The 17,563-nt window shown below is 60.6% G+C and carries 15 protein-coding genes; 8 read left to right on the top strand and 7 right to left on the bottom strand.

Translation table 11 applies throughout. From position 1 onward, the window contains the following. The first annotated feature begins 153 nt into the window (after positions 1–153). Positions 154–624 (top strand): signal peptidase II, encoded by a 471-nt coding sequence (lspA, locus tag NW855_RS05250; protein ID WP_011430376.1) that lies wholly within the window; start codon positions 154–156, stop codon positions 622–624. Between the two features lie 5 nt (positions 625–629). Here lspA and NW855_RS05245 read toward each other — a convergent pair whose 3' ends face one another. Continuing rightward, complete coding sequence (locus tag NW855_RS05245; RefSeq protein ID WP_414508504.1) at positions 630–1,505, bottom strand: carotenoid biosynthesis protein; 876 nt, start codon at positions 1,503–1,505, stop codon at positions 630–632. A 337-nt stretch (positions 1,506–1,842) separates the two neighbouring features. On the opposite strand from NW855_RS05245, the gene NW855_RS05240 reads away from it, so the two are divergent. After that, the gene (locus tag NW855_RS05240; protein WP_414508503.1) at positions 1,843–2,643 is read left to right on the top strand and encodes a peptidoglycan DD-metalloendopeptidase family protein; all 801 of its coding nucleotides are present in this window, start codon (positions 1,843–1,845) and stop codon (positions 2,641–2,643) included. Between the two features lie 166 nt (positions 2,644–2,809). On the opposite strand, the gene NW855_RS05235 is transcribed toward NW855_RS05240, so the two are convergent. The 3 genes from NW855_RS05235 to NW855_RS05225 form a co-directional block, all read right to left on the bottom strand. After that, positions 2,810–3,475: a hypothetical protein gene (locus NW855_RS05235; RefSeq protein WP_011430373.1), complete on the bottom strand. Its 666-nt coding sequence runs from the start codon at positions 3,473–3,475 to the stop codon at positions 2,810–2,812. Positions 3,476–3,547: 72 nt separating this feature from the next. Further along, on the bottom strand, positions 3,548–4,636 hold the full coding sequence (locus tag NW855_RS05230; protein ID WP_414402346.1) for a polysaccharide deacetylase family protein: 1,089 nt from the start codon (positions 4,634–4,636) through the stop codon (positions 3,548–3,550). A 79-nt stretch (positions 4,637–4,715) separates the two neighbouring features. Next, on the bottom strand, positions 4,716–5,708 hold the full coding sequence (locus NW855_RS05225; RefSeq protein ID WP_011430371.1) for an NAD(P)/FAD-dependent oxidoreductase: 993 nt from the start codon (positions 5,706–5,708) through the stop codon (positions 4,716–4,718). Between the two features lie 204 nt (positions 5,709–5,912). Between NW855_RS05225 and NW855_RS05220 the strand changes: the two genes are divergently transcribed. From NW855_RS05220 to gyrB, 3 genes are all read left to right on the top strand, one after another. Beyond that, positions 5,913–6,881 (top strand): SPFH domain-containing protein, encoded by a 969-nt coding sequence (locus NW855_RS05220; RefSeq protein ID WP_414402347.1) that lies wholly within the window; start codon positions 5,913–5,915, stop codon positions 6,879–6,881. 11 nt (positions 6,882–6,892) lie between these two features. Continuing rightward, on the top strand, positions 6,893–7,453 hold the full coding sequence (gene rimM, locus NW855_RS05215; protein WP_011430368.1) for a ribosome maturation factor RimM: 561 nt from the start codon (positions 6,893–6,895) through the stop codon (positions 7,451–7,453). Between the two features lie 181 nt (positions 7,454–7,634). Beyond that, positions 7,635–9,563 (top strand): DNA topoisomerase (ATP-hydrolyzing) subunit B, encoded by a 1,929-nt coding sequence (gene gyrB / locus NW855_RS05210; RefSeq protein WP_414402348.1) that lies wholly within the window; start codon positions 7,635–7,637, stop codon positions 9,561–9,563. Here the strand turns inward: gyrB and NW855_RS05205 are convergent. Then, positions 9,514–10,773, bottom strand: a complete 1,260-nt coding sequence (locus tag NW855_RS05205; protein WP_414402349.1) for an ATP phosphoribosyltransferase regulatory subunit — start codon at positions 10,771–10,773, stop codon at positions 9,514–9,516. The two genes, gyrB and NW855_RS05205, sit on opposite strands and share 50 nt — an antisense overlap. A 53-nt stretch (positions 10,774–10,826) precedes the next feature. Beyond that, a complete protein-coding gene (locus NW855_RS05200) occupies positions 10,827–11,903 on the bottom strand; it encodes an isochorismatase (RefSeq protein WP_099812090.1) in 1,077 nt (358 codons plus the stop codon). 152 nt (positions 11,904–12,055) lie between these two features. Here NW855_RS05200 and NW855_RS05195 point away from each other — a divergent pair, with 152 nt between their 5' ends. From NW855_RS05195 to rpsD, 3 genes are all read left to right on the top strand, one after another. Then, positions 12,056–13,417, top strand: coding sequence for a nicotinate phosphoribosyltransferase (locus NW855_RS05195; protein WP_011430364.1), 1,362 nt, complete (start codon positions 12,056–12,058; stop codon positions 13,415–13,417). A 146-nt stretch (positions 13,418–13,563) separates the two neighbouring features. Continuing rightward, positions 13,564–14,700, top strand: coding sequence for a GDP-mannose 4,6-dehydratase (gene gmd / locus NW855_RS05190; RefSeq protein ID WP_011430363.1), 1,137 nt, complete (start codon positions 13,564–13,566; stop codon positions 14,698–14,700). A 164-nt stretch (positions 14,701–14,864) separates the two neighbouring features. Further along, on the top strand, positions 14,865–15,476 hold the full coding sequence (gene rpsD / locus NW855_RS05185; RefSeq protein ID WP_011430362.1) for a 30S ribosomal protein S4: 612 nt from the start codon (positions 14,865–14,867) through the stop codon (positions 15,474–15,476). A gap of 242 nt (positions 15,477–15,718) precedes the next feature. Here the strand turns inward: rpsD and NW855_RS05180 are convergent, their stop codons facing one another. Then, entirely contained in the window at positions 15,719–17,269 is a 1,551-nt protein-coding gene (locus tag NW855_RS05180) for a TolC family protein (RefSeq protein WP_099812091.1), read from the bottom strand. Between the last annotated feature and the right edge of the window lie 294 nt (positions 17,270–17,563).

The raw sequence follows: 17,563 nt of genomic DNA, 5'->3' as shown, positions 1-17,563 counted from the left end.
GACAATTGCTGGCCTGAGGCTCCCTGGCTTTCTATTCCACCCTCCCCAACCTTGCTCCTGCGGTTTGCCGCTCACAAAAGAAGAGAGGATGTCAGGATGGGAAAAGTGCTCCTCTGAGCGCTCTTGCCGGTGGACGTAGTGAGGTGAAAAAGCATGAAAAACACGGGCTTTTGGCTGGCCGGGATCCTGGGGTTGCTCCTGGATCAGGCGAGCAAGCGCTGGGCGGTGGAGCGGCTGCTGCCGGGGCCGGAAATCGAGCTGTGGCCAGGGGTGTTTCACCTTACCTATGTGGAAAATACCGGCGCCGCTTGGAGCCTATTTGCCGATTCGGCAGAGTTCCTCAAGTGGGTCTCGCTGGGGGTAGCGGTGGCGCTGGCGCTGCTGGCGATTCGCGGCAGCAGCCTGGGCCGTTGGGAACAGGTGGGCTACGGCTTGGTCTGGGCAGGAGCGATGGGGAACGGCATCGACCGCTTTCTCAACGGCTATGTGGTGGATTTTTTCAACTTCGTCTGGATTGGCTTCCCCGTCTTTAACGTGGCGGACGTGGCCATCAACGTGGGGGTGGCCTGCTTGTTGGTTGGCCTGTGGCAGGGCAGCCCGAAAAAAACGGCGCCGAGACCCTAGGCGACCTACTTCGCCCCCGCCCACTGGCGATCCCCAGCTTCTTGCGCGGCCAACTCAGGCTGCGAGGGAGCCTCAGGATCCGGCGGAGCGCTCCACCACAACCCCACAGCTGGCCCCAATCCCAGCAAGAGCCCCAGCCCTGCTGGCGCGACAATGCCGGATCCTACGCTCATCAGCAGGGCAAAGGCAAAATTGGCTACATAGAGCAGCAGCGGCCCCAGCAACTGGCGGCGGTTCAAGACCGGCTGATCTTTCCCCCAAAGGAGGTTGGCCGCGGTCATAAAGGCAGCTCCGGTGAGCATCCAACCGCCGAAGTTTTGCAGCGGCATGCCGAAAAAGGGCCCCGGCTGGAACCACGTCCAAAAGGGGATCAGGCCGCGGGTCATGGCCGGATCCAGCACGAAGTCCCAGGCGGTGAGCAGCAGCGCCCCCAACAGGATGGCCTCGCAGTGGATCAGCCAATGGCGCCCCGCTTGCAACGCCACCCGCCCCAACAGGTAGGACGACAGCCCCACGTAAAACCAAGACAAAGGGATCGTGAAGGGAACCAGTCCGGCGATCTTGTAGCCCAGCCCGCTCAGGTAGCCGTAGTCGCCAAAAGGGATCCCGGTGCTGGTGCCCAGCAGCTCGCTGGCCAAGGAAATGCCCACCGCCGGGATCAAAAACATCAACAGGCGCCGCACCCCCAACAGCCGGGATCCCATCAAAGCCGCCGCCAGCGCTCCAGACACCATGTAGGCCACGCCGCCATTGCCCATGCTCCAAGAGAAGGCCTGCAGACCAATGGGGGGTAAACTGGCCACCCACTCGGGATGCGGTACTACCCACAGTAGGCCCACCAGCCCGAAGAGCAAGGAGAGAATGTGCAAGCCCAGCGCCAAAGCCTCCAACCGCTGCCAGATTGACCCAAACCCAAGGAGAACACCTCGCCTATCAGAAAACCGGAAAGGCAGGCTAACAAGGACACCAGAGGATAACGAGGAGAACAGCCAACGCATGAGAAGCTCCCGTAGGGTGGTTGATCAGAGCCGCCTCGCTACCCCACCGCTTGAGCAGCGGCTGAGGAGAAAAGCGGATGGCCAAAGCAAACTGCCTGGCCTGACCAGGGTAGGCCTGCTGATATTTTGCTGCCTATTGTATCAATTCGTAAACATCCTGCCTGGTTTTCCGCAGAGCTCCTCTTGGTCAGAGGGATCCCTGAGGGGAGTGTACGCTCAGTTGAGGCGGGCTGTGGAGCGCCGGGACTGGGCTCAGGCCTTGCGCCTGGTGGATCTTCTGCTGCAGCGGTCCCCAGATCCCGCCCAGCGTCAGGATCTGGAGCACTATCGGTTGGCGCTGGAGAGCCATCGCTCTTCTAATGGGGATCCGCCGCCGCCCCAGTGGCCGTTTTTGCACAAGCCCTTTGTCGGGGAATTTCCCGTCACCAACCTCTTCGACCACGACTTGCCCTTGGGGGAGGAGGATGGCAACGGACGGTTTGTCAGTGGGCAAGGCCAAGTCTGGATCCCTGGCCCGCTGCACCCCTGCGGCAAAAGCGATGGCCATGCCGGCTATGACTGGGCCATGCCGGTGGGCACCCCCATCCTGGCCGCCGCCCCAGGACGGGTTACCGTAGCGCGTCCGGAGCCAGCGTTTTTCTGCCCTGCCTTGGGTCGCCCGGTCAGGGGGTTGCGGGTGCGCATTCTGCACGAGCCAGCTGGCTTGGAAACCCTCTACGCCCACCTCAGCCAAATCCAGGTGCAGGAGGGACAGAGGGTAGCCGCCGGGGAGGTGATCGGCCTGTCGGGCGACAGCGGCTGTGCCAGCGGGCCCCATCTCCACTTTGAGGTGCGCCGCTTTGACCAAACCAATTCCGGCCAGCCCGCCCCTGTCGATCCCTACGGCTGGTTTGGGGCTGACCTGGATCCCTGGAGCCTGCATCCCCTGGGAGCCGAAAGCCTGTTTCTCTGGCAGGTGGGCCAAGCGCCCAGCCTAGGCGCCTGCTGGCAGGCTCAACAGCTCTCTGGCCCTCCTCAATAGACTAGAGACATTTCCCGCAGCCCCGACCCCTCTCCCAGTGGGAGTCTCCCCTCACCCCCGACCCCTCTCCCAGTGGGAGAGGGGAGTTGCAAGGGACTGCTTTGTGGCAATTTGGAACGAATCCCAGCGGTCTATTGTCTCGTCGCCAATCGGAAGACTTGGGATGTTACAGATCGCGGCGGACAAAGCCATCTCCCTCCCACTGGTAGAGGGTGGCGCGCGAGTCGCGGTTGGATCCCGGCACGCTGGAGATGACCAGGAGCCCTTGGGAGCTGACCCGCAAGCTGGCATTGCTTAAATCGGTTACGCTCAGCAGCGGCACAAACCCCTCCGGCTGGTGTTCCAAGATCAAGACAGACCGCAGCAGGCTGATTCCCCCTCGCTCGGTGAGCAGTACCAGCTTGGGCTGGGCGCTGGAGGTAATGTCGGTGCGCAGGTGCGCCTCCACCAGCCGTCCGGGGATCGGCTCAGCCGCATGGAGCAGGCGAAAATCGTATCCTCCCTGATGGGCGAAGCTGAGAACGCGCACCACCGGCTCCACTGTCGGCTGCCGCTGGATTTCAAACACGGCCACCACATCCTGCCGATCGGAAGCGGTGAGGCTGGCCGCAAACAGGCGCAGGTTTTGGCCGCGATTGCCGCGGATGAACTCCCACCAGATGGATTGACGAAAGAGGGCAACTACTCCCTCGCGCGCGGTGCCTCCCTCAGAAACAGCCGGCAACAGCGGAAGCAGCGGCTGGGGGTGGGCAGAGTTAACAGCAAGGGGTAGCGCCAGAGCCAAGGCTGCTCCCCAACTTATCCGACCCCAGAAATCCAAGGGCTTTCGCATACTTCCCCACTCCTCGACCCTAAGATTTTAAGAGATTGCCCGGTTTTGCTTAAGAGACAGTTGGCAGTTCCCTCAAGCAGAATCTCTAGAAGTGGGCCAGGGCAAAAAGCGATAGCCCGCCTCTTCAACGGCAGCAACGATCTCCGGCAAAGCTTCTGCAGTATGGGGCCAGCGGTCGTGCAGCAGCAAAACCAGGGGTTGTTCAGAGGCTTTCATCACCGACAACTGGGATCGAACCCGCTGCAAAAGCTGGTCTACTGTTTGGCCGGCATAGGCATCCTCAGGACTAAGGTTCCAGTAGAGAACCTGATACCCTGCCTGTTCCAAAGCGCGACGCAAAGCAGAGTCTAAGCGAAAACCGCCCGGTGGGCGAACCACCAGTTGGGGATCCAAGCCCAACGTCTTGAGCAGTTGGGTTGTCTGATCCACCTCGGCATAGAATATCTCGTCGCTGCTATAGAGGCGTCGATAGTCGTGAGTAAACGTGTGGTTGGCTATAGTGTGGTCGTGGGTTTGAATGGCTTTGGCCAACTCTGGAAAGCGAGAAACGTGATTGCCGATGAGAAAGAAGGTGGCCGGAATCTGTAGCTGATCCAAAACCTCTAAAAGGCGAGGGGTGGACTGCGGCCAAGGTCCATCGTCAATGGTGAGAAAGGCAGAGCGAGGTGGCACTTCCAACAAAGGCCCGAGCGCCTCTTCCAAAGGCAGTTGCAAAGGCCGGCTATTTTCCAGCGGATCGAGCAAAGTGGGATCCGCTGTCCAGCCATGCTGCAAAAAGACCTCTACCTGGGCAGGTGCAGGGGTGATCAGCAGGCGCCCAGTCTGTTCGTCTCGGTTGCCCCAGCTCAGCCGGTAGGGCAGCTCCCTAGGAACCTCAACAGCGGTCGAGGGCGTAATCACCGCATAGGGAATATCGATCAAGTAATGCCCATTTACCCGCTCTTGGTAAACCCAGGCAGCAGAAGGAGCCGATAGGTAAACCAGCAGGTCTTGGGGAGGGCTGCCGAGCACAACCCGAACGCTCTCGATCGGGAGAACAGGATCGTATTCTGAGGTTAGAGTCAGCTTTAGATCAAAAAAAGACTGGGCCTCCACCGCGCAGTACTGCAGCCCCACCAATAGGAAAACCAAAAAAAAGATCGCCGCTTTCAGAGAACGCATGGGAGTTTCTCGGGGCTTCGCAACAATCATAGGGCAAAGGGCCATCCCAGCTCCCTCAAGAGGGCGGAATGAGCCCAAACTAAGAGCGCAGGCGCTCTTCCCATTGACGAGCAGGGGAGGCTCGGCGGATGTCCCGCCAAATGGCTGTGGCCGCCAGCGCTCCGTCAGCAACCGCAATCGCCACCTGATTGAGGCCTTGCTTCAAATCTCCTACCGCGAACAGCCGCGGATGGGTGGTGCGGCACCACTCGTCGGTCACGAGGTTTTCGCCCTGCCACTGCAAGTTGGGGATCCCTTTCAAATAGTCGTTGTGGTACTTGGCTCCCATGGCCACCAGGCCGGTAGTTGCCTCGATGTAGGTGCCATCCGCGAGCTCTACACCGCGCATCTGGTGGTTCTCGCCCAGAAAGCGGCGGATGGGAGATTCGTAAAGGGGATAGCCGTGCTCGGCCAGTTTTTGGCGCATTTCAGGGCCGACCGAGCAGAGGCCGTGAGTCAACACCGAGATATAAGGCGTAAACCAGTTGAGGACAAAGGCAGTGTTGATTTGAGCCTCTGAGCCGACGATTAAAACTGCCTTTTGATCCCGCATTTCGTAGCCATCGCAAATCATACAGACATGCAATGAATAGCCGGCATAGTCGTAAACATTTTGCATGTCCGGCAATTGCGGCAGATGATCGATGATGCCTGTTGCCGCGATCAAATACTTGCTGCGAAAAACGGGGTAGAGGCTGTTGACTTTTCCCACCTTGACCTTGACGGCAAAAAGGTCTCCCTCATCCTTCACATTTTCCACATAGCCCCATAGATAGTCCACCCCCAAGCTGAGGGCGTGCTCCCTTCCCTGTCGCAACAGCTCTCGTCCTGGCGTGTTTGGCGGCAGGCCCAGATAATTGCGCAGATCCTGCATCCAAAAAGATCGGCCTTTGCCTTTTTCCACCACCAGACAACTCAAGCCATAGCGAGCCAGATAGATTGCCGCCGACAGCCCCCCTGCGCCGCCACCGGCGACAATGACGTCGTAGGTTTTGTTCAAGCCAACTTCTAGGTTCTTGCTGTTTAGTTTCATAGACAGACTCCCTTTAGGTGCTTTTCAGTCTTTCCGGTTGCCCCCACCGGTCAATGAGGTATGGGTCAAGACATCAAACCTTAAAATTTTAGGAAAAAGCCAGAAAGAGTCTCCGCCTTCAGGGGCCTCGAGGTCAAGGCCGACAAGCCCAGAGAACAATCGTCTAAGATAAGAGGCAAAGCTCCCACTCAGGAGAGACGTCTTATGCCAGGCATCTTAGCGGCAATCGCCCTGATCTTCCTCGGTTACCTGTTTAACTCCGTCAAGATCATCAGCCAGGGCTATGAGGCGCTGGTAGAACGTCTGGGCCGGTTTCACCGCAAGCTAACACCCGGGCTGCACGTCATTTTTCCTCCCATCGACAGGATTGTGTTCCAGGAAACCATTCGCGAGAAGGTGTTGGACGTGCCGCCGCAGCAGTGCATCACCAGCGACAACGTTTCTTTGATGGCGGATGCGGTGGTCTATTGGCGCATTACGGATATGATCAAGGCTCGCTATGCAGTAGAGGATGTACAGCGGGCTTTGGTGAACTTGGTGCTGACGGCCCTGCGGGCCGAAATTGGCCGCATGGATCTAGATCAGACCTTCTCCTCCCGCGCCGAGATCAACGCCCGCCTTTTGACAGAACTGGACGAGGCCACCGATCCCTGGGGGATCAAGATCACCCGCGTGGAAGTTCGAGAGATTCAGCCCTCCAAAACCGTGCAGGACTCGATGGAAAAGCAGATGGCTGCCGAGCGGGAGAAGCGAGCGGCCATTCTCAAATCCGAGGGGGAGCAGCAGGCCAGCATCAACCAAGCGGCGGGGGCTGCCAAGGCGCAGTTGTTGCGAGCAGAAGCTGAGAAGCGCGAGCGGCTGCTCCTAGCCGAGGGCACGGCTGAGGCCATCAAAACCATTGCCGCCACTTTGCAGGAAAACCCAGAGGCAGCCAACGCGCTGCAATACTTGATGGCGCAAAACTACATCGATATGGGTCTCAAGGTGGGCAGTAGCCCCAGCTCGAAGGTGATCTTTATGGATCCCAATTCCATCCCCGCTACCCTGCAAGGGTTGCTCTCTATGGTGGATGTGGCCAAGGGAGAACAGGGATCCCGCGCTTCCGGGGCTTCCCAAAAGTTGGGCAGCTCCACAGCTTTCCCGACCGAGGTGAACTTTCCTCAGCTCGACTAGCAGCGACAGCTATGGTAGCTTCAAGGGATACCGCTTGGCTGCTGGTGGGGCAGGTGGTGGCTGCTCATGGACTGCGGGGCTGGCTGCGGGTTAAGTGCTGGTCGGATTTTCCGGAGCGCCTTACCGAGCCAGGGCCGCGCTGGCTGCAGCGGGATAGCGATCCGGAGCCTCTGTTGCATCCTTTGATCGAGGGGCAGTTTTTTCCCGCCAAGGGCCTATACCTGGTGCGGCTGGAAGGAATTCCCGATCGGACGGCGGCAGAGGCTTGGGTGGGAGCTAAGGTGTTGGTGCCGGCTTCCCAGCGCCTGCCCCTCGAGCCGGAGGAGTACCACTACTCCGATCTCATCGGCCTGGCCGTTTACCATCAAGGGCGGCTGCTGGGGCATGTCTCGGCCATCTGGGCCGCTGGCCAAGATGTGCTGGAGATCGCCACCCCCGACAAGCGGCAGGTGTTGATCCCCTTTGTGAAGGCTCTGGTGCCGGTTGTGGATTTGGAAAAAGGTGAGCTGCAGGTGCAGCCGCCACCGGGATTGGTGGAGAGCTTTCTCGGCCAGGATCGGGCAAGAAACTGATCTCCATCCCTGCATCCCCTGCCAAAGTTTGCCCTCAGAAGCGGCTGTGTGGCCGTTTTAGCCTTTTGTGCTATTATGGGGGCAGGTTTTTGGCATTTGGATTATCTCTGGCTTCTGGCGTCAATTTCTCTGGGTTTAGGTCGGCGGGGGCCGGGATCTCTCTTCGGGATTGGAGTTACGAATGACGGAGAACTACGGTGCAGAGCAGATCCAAGTTTTGGAAGGCTTGGAGGCTGTGCGCAGGCGGCCTGGCATGTACATTGGCTCCACTGGGCCGAAGGGATTGCACCACCTGGTGTACGAGGTGGTGGACAACTCCGTCGATGAAGCTCTGGCTGGCTACTGCAACGAAATTGAGGTTACTCTCCACCCCGATGGCTCGGTATCGGTGCTGGACAATGGCCGCGGCATCCCGGTAGACATCCACCCCAAGACCGGGCAGTCGGCGCTGGTGACGGTCATGACTGTGTTGCACGCTGGCGGCAAATTCGGCGGCGGCGGCTACAAGGTCTCCGGGGGGCTGCACGGCGTTGGGGTATCGGTGGTGAATGCCCTCTCCGAGTGGTTGGAGGCCAGAGTCTGGCGGGAGGGCAAGGTTTACTTCCAGCGCTTCGAGCGAGGGGCGGTGGTGGGATCCCTTCAGTCCGAGCCGCAGCCTGCCGGTGCCCAGCGGCGGGGCACGGAGGTGCGCTTTAAGCCGGATGAGCTCATCTTCCCGGAGCGGGAGTTTGACTACAGCCTGTTGGCGGCCCGCTTGCGCGAGCTGGCCTACCTCAATGCCGGCTTGAAAATCATCTTCAGCGATCTGCGGCGGGATCCGCCTCACCGCGAAGTCTATCAATTTGCCGGCGGCATTAAGGAATATGTGGCCTTCATCAACCACGAAAAAACCCCCATCCACCCCGATATTATCTATGTGCGCGGGGAGCGGGATGGCGTCGAGGTAGAAGCGGCATTGCAGTGGTGCGCGGATGTCTACACCGATACCTTGATTGGCTTTGCCAACAACATCCGCACCACTGAGGGGGGCACCCACTTGGAGGGATTGAAGACCGCCCTTACCCTCACCATCAACAGCCAAGCCCGCAAGCTCAACAAACTCAAGGACTCCGACAGCAACCTGGCGGGAGAAAATGTGCGGGAGGGGCTGACCGCCATCCTTGCAGTCAAGGTGCCCAACCCTGAGTTTGAGGGGCAGACCAAAACCAAGCTGGGCAACACCGAGGTGCGGGGCATTGTCCAGACCCTTGTCTCGGAAGCCCTTACAGAATACCTAGAGTTCAACCCCAACGTGGCCAGGGGGATCGTCGAGAAGGCCATCCAGTCCTTCAACGCGGCCGAGGCGGCCCGTCGGGCCCGGGAGCTGGTGCGCCGTAAGTCTGCCCTGGAATCTTCCACCCTGCCGGGGAAACTGGCCGACTGCAGTTGCCGGGATCCGGCGGAGTCGGAGGTGTACTTGGTGGAGGGCGACTCGGCAGGGGGCAGCGCCAAGCAGGGACGGGATCGCCAGTTTCAGGCGGTGCTGCCTTTGCGGGGCAAGATCCTCAACATCGAGAAGGCGGATCCCGCCAAGATCTACAAAAACGCCGAGATTCAGGCCATGATCACAGCGCTGGGCCTGGGGGTCAAGGGCGAGGAGTTCGATCCCAGCCAACTGCGCTACCACCGCATCATCCTCATGACCGACGCCGACGTGGACGGCAGCCACATCCGCACCCTGCTGCTCACCTTCTTTTACCGCTATCAGAAGGCGCTCTTGGAGCAGGGCTACGTCTACATTGCCTGTCCGCCCCTCTACAAGATTGAGTGGGGCCGCAACAATGTGCGCTACTGCTACAACGAGGCGGAAAAGGAGCAAGTTCTGCGCAGCCTGCCGGCCAACGCCAAGTACACCATCCAGCGCTTCAAGGGCTTGGGGGAAATGATGCCGGAGCAGCTTTGGGAAACCACCATGAACCCGGCAACGCGCGTCCTCAAGCAGATCACCATCGAAGACGCAGCCGAAGCCGATCGCATTTTCACCATCCTGATGGGGGATGCCGTCGGGCCGCGTCGGGAGTTCATCGAGGCCCACAGTGCCCAGTTGGATCTGGCGGCTCTGGATATTTGACGGGGGAGATGTGGTAGCTGCCATCGGCCTGCACCCAGGCAATCTCCGGGATCCGGCAGCGGCGGGCGTAGGCCTCGATTTCTTCGGGGGAGCGGTCCAGCAATTCCAGCTCCACCGCCTCTGACTCGCGCCAGCGGGCGGCCAAGGCCAGCGCCGCCGGGATCCCTGCCGGCACCAGTGGCACCACCAACCGCTTGCACCCCGTTGCCTCGTCCTGGGGAGTGGGGGGCAAAAGCCGCAGCAGGGTATCCGGCAGGAGGGTAAAGCCGATCCCTGGCTGCTCCAGTTGCTGTGGGCTATAGAGGGCATAGAGCCGGTCGTAGCGCCCGCCTAAGGCGATGATTTCTCCCCCCACCACTGCTTGGAAGACAATGCCGGTGTAGTAGGCCAAGGTTTGCAGCAAGCTCAGATCCAACACCACCCGCACTTGCTGGGCTTCCAGAATCTGGCACAACTGCCGCAGATCTCGCAGCCGCTCCGACGGCACCGGAAGCTGGGCAAGCTGGGGTAGAACCTGGTCAGGCTGGCCGCGCAGCCCCAGAATCTGCAAGCCAATTTGGCGGGCTGCTTCTGGCAAAGGGGCGGACTCCAGGTAGACGTAGTCAAGCTGGGCTATGGCGCGGCGCACTGCCGCCTGGGCCTTGGGAGCAACAGGGTTGAGCAGGCTCTCGGTCAAGCCCACATCTCCCAAAAGTAACGTCCAGTTGCTGAGGCCGACAGCGCGCACGCAATCGGCCAAAAGCAGCAAGATCTCAGCGTCGGCTAGCCATCCGCCCGCGCCGATGAGCTCCACCCCTGACTGGAAAAACTCCTGGCTGCTGTAGGAGCCCTCCTCCCGCCGGCTATTGCGGAACACGTTGCCGTGGTAGTAAAGCCGCAGCGGCAGGGGCCCGCTGGCCAGACGCGTGGCTGCTGCCCGCACGATGGAAGCGGTGAATTCCGGGCGCAACCCCAGCATTGTCCCTTCCCCGTCCCGCAACTGCAGCACTGCCTCGGCGCGGATGGATCCCCCAGCCAGTAGCGTCTCTAGCCGTTCCAGGGTGGGCGTGATGATACGTTGGTAGCCGTAACGGCGAAAAACCTGGGTTAGCTGCGCCTCTAGCCTTTCCCGCCGCTGGACTTCCCGCGGCAAAAAGTCGCGGGCGCCAGTGGGAGGGCGCAGGGAACTGGTTTCCCAAAGCAAATCTGCACCGCCAGGACGATCGTCCACAGGCAAACTCCCACAGCCTGTCCTGCCGCATCCTAGCACTGGGGTAGAGGAGATCAAGTCTTCCGCCACGGAAAGCCAGGCCACGTCCAGAGGGGATCGGTGGAGCGCACCCGGTGCATCCCCGCGGCGGCAAAGCGGGCAAAGGCCGCCTCCGCCTGCTCGCTAAAATCGACTACGCCGGGGATCACCACCGGCGAGGTGCAATCTTCCAGAAGGTAAATCTTCTTGGCCAGGGCGGGATCCCTGGACTGGATCTCCTGCAGCAGGTCGCTTACCGTCCAGGCGACGCAGTGGCTTTTGGCTTGGCCAGCCACGATCAGGGCATCGAATTCCAGTAGGTGGCCGATAAGGGATTCATTTTTCTCGTCGATGGGATCCCCTTCCGGGCCGGTCAAGACTTCCGGGCTGAGGGCGGAGTAGTTTTCCGTCAGGGGGTTGGCCCCCTTGAGCTGCAAGCTGGGCTGGCTGCAGCGGGCAATGGTGTGGAAGAAGATCGCCTCCTCCACCGCCGGCACCAGGGCATGGCCAATCCCACCTAGCATGGAATGGTAGGGCCAGACAATGAGAGGATATTTCCCCCCTTTCTCCAATTGCTCGGCATAGTGGAGGGCGTAGACCTGCAGCCGCGTCAGATCCCCTTGGGTGAGGTTGGCGGCCACCGCGGGGTTGACCCGCCAGCGCCCGGAGCGGATCTCGGCGGCAGAAATGGCTGTAGCTGGCTCGGGATGGGATCCCTGGGCGTCCACCCAGAAGATGGGGTGGAAGATCTGCATGGCGGTGTGGGTGTCCAGGGTAGCCACGATCTGGGTGATGTGGGCGAGGTGGCGGTAGATAAATTGACACAGACGCCGGTTATCCTCCACCGCCCCCAGGCCGCTAGAACCACCCACAAACAGCTCAAAGCCAGGAATGCAGAAGGTATTTTGCACATCGATGAGCAACAAGCCTACCCGCACCTGGTCGGATTCTGCCGATGGGATGCGGTGCTCTTGGGCCCACTGCTCCGCCTCTAGGGCCCGCTGTTGGTAGGGCACCCGCCAAATCTCCCCCACCCGCTCGGGATCAAAATGAACAGGCAAGGGAAGTGTCGGCGGAGCTTGAGTCGTTACTCCCTGGACAGTGGTGTTCATGGCTTTTTAGAGTGCAGTCAAGCTCTTATCGCTGGGGCCACCTCGCCGGGATCCCTGGCAGGCCAAACCTGTTACCATAGTAGCTCCAACTTTGGCAAGGACTTCTTTGCCCGCTCCCCTAGCTTTTCAGCGGCTTGTCCCTTGAGGTTTCCATGGTGAATTCAGACTTCTCCTCCCTGCAGCCCCAGGACTACGGCCTGTTGACGGATCTCTACCAGTTCACAATGGCTGCCTGCTATGTGGGGGAGGGGCTGGAGAATCAGCCGGCGGCCTTTGAGCTGTTTGTGCGGCGCTTGCCTAGCGACTATGGCTACCTCATCGCCATGGGGCTGGCCCAAGCGGTGGAATACCTGCAGCAGTTGCACTTTCCGCCGCAAGCCTTGCAGGCGCTGCGGGAGACGGGCATTTTTGCCGAGGCACCGCAACGCTTCTGGGAGCTGCTGGCTAGCTGCCGCTTCGAGGGGGATGTGTGGGCAGTGCCGGAAGGAACGGCCGTTTTCGCCAACGAGCCGCTGCTGCGGGTAGAGGCTCCTCTGTGGCAGGCGCAACTGGTGGAAACCTACTTGCTGACCACCTTCAACTACCAAACCCTGATTGCCACCAAGGCGGCCCGCATGCGGGATGCTGCCGGGGATGAGGCCATTTTGTTGGAGTTCGGCACGCGGCGAGCCTTTAGCCCCCAGGCGGGCCTGTGGGCAGCGCGGGCAGCGCTGGCGGCGGGGTTCAACGCCACCTCCAACGTCTTGGCAGCTCTCAAGCTGGGGCGCAAGCCGGCAGGCACGATGGCCCATTCTCTGGTGATGGCCATTGCCGCCCTCTCCGGCGATGAGACCCGCGCTTTTCAAGCCTTCCGGCGCTACTTTCCCCAGGCGGTTCTGCTCATCGATACCTACGATCCCATCCAGGGAGCGCGCACAGCGGCCCAGCTCTTTGCAGCCACCCATCCGGATCAACTGGGATCCCAAGGCGAGATCGGCGGCGTGCGCATCGACTCCGGGGACCTGGAGGCCCTCTCCCACCAGGTCAAGGCCATCCTGCCCCAGGGGGCGCCGGTCTTTGTCAGCGGCGATTTGGACGAGTACGAGATCGAACGGCTGCACCGCTCCCAAGCCCCTATCAGCGGCTATGGAGTGGGGACGCGGCTGGTGACCGGCGAGGGCGTGAACGGAGTGTACAAATTGGTGGAGATTAACGGGATCCCAGTGGCCAAGGCCTCCTTTGCCAAAGCCACCCTGCCGGGGCGCAAGCAGATCTTCCGCGGTCCCACAGGGGACTTGCTCGGCCAGGCCGACGAGAGCCCGCCCCCTGGCTACCAGCCGCTGCTGCGCCCGATCCTGCGCAAGGGTGTGCTGTTGGAGCCCCTGCCGGATCTGGAGGCGATTGCCCGCACCAGCCGTGCCTCGGTCCTGCGCCTGCCCCAGGCAGTGCGGCAACTGCGCCAGCCGGCTCCCTGGCCTATGGCCCTGACCCCTGCCCTGCAGCAGGTTAAGGATCGTCACCTGGGCTCTTCCTAAGCAAGCAGAACCCCAGAGAAGGGGTTCCCGCTGCTCTATAATATTCTGGCTTTGGGGTTTCAGCTTTGCGAGTTTGTGCTTGGCAAGGCGCTGAAGTCCCCGCTCTGGCTGAAGTCTTACAAGTGCTTGTTTTCGCCTCCAGCTCTATGACCCAACGTGCCTTAATTACCGGCATCACCGGCCAGGATGGCTCTTACCTGGCCGAGCTGCTGTTGCAAAAAAACTATGAAGTCCACGGCATTGTCCGCCGCGCCAGCACCTTCAATACCGACCGCATCGACCACATCTATGTGGATGCCCACGATCCCAACGCCCGGCTGTTTCTCCACTATGGGGATCTCACCGATGGCACCACCCTGCGCAAGATCCTGGAACAGGTGCAGCCGACGGAGGTGTATAACCTGGGGGCCCAATCCCACGTGCGGGTCAGCTTTGAGGCGCCAGAATACACCGTCGATGCGGTGGCTATGGGCACCCTACGCCTCCTGGAGGCCATCCGCGACTACCAGCAGCGCACGGGGATCCGGGTGAAGTTTTACCAGGCGGGATCCTCGGAGATGTTCGGCCTGGTGCAGGAGATCCCGCAAAAGGAGACCACCCCCTTCTACCCCCGCAGCCCCTACGCCTGCGCCAAGGTGTACGCCTACTGGCAAACAGTCAACTACCGCGAAGCCTACAACCTCTTTGCCTGCAACGGCATTTTGTTCAACCACGAGAGCCCACGGCGAGGAGAAACCTTTGTTACCCGCAAGATCACCCGCGCCGTCAGCCGCATCGTGGCCGGCAAGCAGGACAAGCTCTACCTGGGCAACCTGGATGCCAAGCGGGACTGGGGCTACGCCAAGGACTACGTCGAGGGGATGTGGATGATGCTGCAACAACCCCAGCCGGACGACTACGTGCTGGCTACTGGCGAAACCCACAGCGTGCGGGAGTTTGCCGAACGCGCTTTTGCTTTGGTGGGCATGCCCATTACCTGGCGGGGATCCGGACTGGAAGAACAGGGACTCTACAAAGATCGCGTGCTGATCGAGATCGATCCCCGCTACTACCGCCCCACGGAGGTGGATCTGCTCTTGGGGGACGCCTCCAAGGCCAAGCGGGTACTGGGGTGGCAGCCCAAGGTGACCTTTGCCCAACTGGTGGAGCTGATGGTGCTGGCGGATCTGGAGGCCATCGGCTTGGATCCGGATCCCATCCTGGGGGAGCGGCGCACCCTCAACGGCCTGCTGAGCGAGGATCGCGCCTTCATCCGCACCCAACTGGGGGTTCGCTACGACTAATGGCACCGCTCCCCAAAGTCAGCTAAAAAACGGCTCTCACCCCTTGCTTAAAGGCCGGGCTAAGACCTTAATATAGGAGATCGCCAATTCTTTTGGCGCACGGCCAATGTTTTCGCCTGTGCTCTTCTGCTGAGTATCTTTGCCGATTTCGGAGAAACGCCCGCATGTCCCGCTACACAGGTCCCCGCCTCAAGATCATTCGTCGCTTCGGGGGACTTGATCTGCCCGGTTTGACGCGCAAGCGCCCCAAAAATACCAATCCACCTGGTATGCACGGGGCCGAGCGCAAGAAAAAATCCGAGTATGCCATCCGCCTAGAAGAGAAGCAGAAGGTGCGCCTCAACTACGGGGTGAGCGAGCGCCAGATGCTCCGCTACATGCGCAAGGCGCGGCGCTCCAAGGGATCCACCGGGCTAGCCTTGCTGCAGATGCTGGAGATGCGGCTGGATTGCATCGTCTTTCGCCTCGGCATGGCTCCAACCATTCCGGCGGCTCGGCAGTTGGTAAGCCACGGCCACATCGAAGTCAACGGCCGCAAAGTCACCATCCCCAGCTATGGCTGCAAAGTTGGGGATGTGATCACGGTAAGGAACAAGGAGTCTTCTCGCAAATTGGTGGCCGCCTACGCTGAGTATCCGGGGCTGTTCCTGCCCGATTACCTGGAATTTGACAAAGAGAAGCTGCGCGGGCGTATCAAAGAACTGCCTCCCCGAGAGCAGATCTGCGCACCAGTGAACGAGCTGCTGGTTGTCGAGTTCTATTCCCGTAAACTCTAGGCCTCTCTTTTGCCGTCATTGCGGATCGTGAGGAAACCTCAGGGGCTAAGCCCAGAGGGGGCGATTTTTCTCAGTTCGTCGCGTTTCTTCTGCTGGCGCCAGCGGTACTTGGCACCATGGCTATTTCGAAACGTTTCTCCACATCCTTATTACTACGCAACGCTGTCGCGAACGAGCTGCCCTAGCTCCCCTCTCCCAGAGGGAGAGGGGTTGGGGGTGAGGGAGAAAGAACCGAGCAGAGATCAAAGCCTGCCGACGGCCCGCTGCAGTTGTACCAGGGCGCGGTTGTAGGCGATTACAGCATTGGAGAGGTTGCCACGGACGGTGGTGAGGGCAGTTTCGGCGTTGATCACCTCTGTTTGCGTGCCCACCCCGGCCTGAAGGCGCAGCCGCGCCAGGCGCAGGCTCTCCTCTGCCGAGGCAATCGCTACCTTGGCTGAGTCGATCTGTTCGCGGCTGGAGCTGAGCGTGAGGAAAGCCTCTTCCACACTGCGCCGGATTTCGTTACGGCTGCCGATGAAATTGTTCACGGCCACCTGCCCGTCGATCTCGGCTTGGCGAGCCTGGGCGGCCGCCTTACCCCCGTCCAGCCAAGTCAAACTGAAATTGGCGCCGACCGAGTAGCCGATATCGAAGCTGTCGCGGCTGGCCTTGAAATCGTTAACCGCATCGAGGGTGGCGAACAAACCAATCTGGGGACCGTTGCTGGCTTGCGCCAGGCGCACACGAGCTTGGGCTTGTTCCAACTCTCGGCGTTGGCGCTCCAGCTCTTGCCTTTGGGCAAAAGCGGCAACAATAGTCTCTTCTAGGCTCAGGTCCCACTCTCCCACAGGCTCGATGGGATCCCTGGCCAGCACATCAGTGGGACTGGGAAAGTTCAGCAGCTCGGCCAGGCGGCGGCGGCTCAGTTGTTGGGTGTTTTGGGCCACCAGTAGGGTTTGTCGATTGTTGGCCAATTCGGTCTCCGCCTGGAGAATCTCGAAGCGGGTACCCACCCCAGCCCGCTCTCGGGCTTGGGCATCCCGCAGGGTGGCTTCAGAACTTGCAACGGCAGCCTGGCTGATGGCCACTCGGGCATCGGCGCTCTGCAGATCGTAGTAGGCGTTGGCCACAGCTTGTTTCACTGTCTGCAGGGTTTGCTCCAGTTGCAGTTGGGCGACGCGCAGAGCTTCTTGGGCCAGTCTTAGGTTTTGTTCTCTGATCCCGTTGTCGAAAGCGGTGTAGTCCACCCGCACCACGCTAGCTGAGAGAGTGTGAACTTCGCGGCTTGGCCTGCCACCAGGCGAGGGAGGTTCGCTGTATTGGTAACTGGCTCGAGTGGAGAGGGTGGGGGCAAAAGCTGCCTGCGCCAGGGCAACCCCAGCCTCAGCCCGTTCTACAGCCAGCCTTGCCTGCTGCACCGCTGGGTTTTGGGCAACAGCAATCTCCAGGGCTTCTTGTAAGGACAAGCCCTCCGTCCGCTCGATGCGCACCTCCAAAGGGGATTGAGGCACCACCAGTTCTTCGGCCCTAGCAGCCCCCTGCGAGACCGGGGCAGGAGTGGCAGGGCGGGCCTCGGGCGGGATCGACAGGGTGGGAGGCAGGTTGGGGGTGCGGATGGCTCGGCTATCTGGGAGAACCAAGGCGGCAGGATCAGGCGCTTTCGTTTCTTGGGCAAAGGCAGGCACAGCCCAGAGCAGGCTGAACAGGAGGCCGCAGGGGGCAAACCGGCTAAGGGACGACCGGGATCCCGCCGAGCTTGGCTGTCGTTGAGGACGTCGAAGCTGGCCCCTGGCTAGATGCTGCATCGCCATCGCGTTATCACTCTCAACATCACCTCTAGCAGTATCGCAAAGGAAGGGACGAAGATAAGACGGTTTTCCACAGGCTTGATTGCCGCTCTGTTTGGGCCGGTGGCAGGAAGCCGAACCTTCAGACAGCCCGCAGGAAAATCTTCTGCGCCATCAGGGCCCCTCTTTACCAGCCCCAACAGGTCTCGAGACACAAAAGGATAGCTTGGTAGCCCCGCACTTGAGTGCGCGCCGGAAAAGCCCGCTAGCGACTTTGGTCGCTTACCCATGATGGGGGTCGTTGATATAGTTTCATAG

It is taken from the genome of Synechococcus sp. RC10B2, assembly GCF_047502635.1.
The sequence above is the reverse complement of the archived record's forward strand: the minus strand, read 5'-3'. Positions and strand labels throughout refer to the sequence as shown.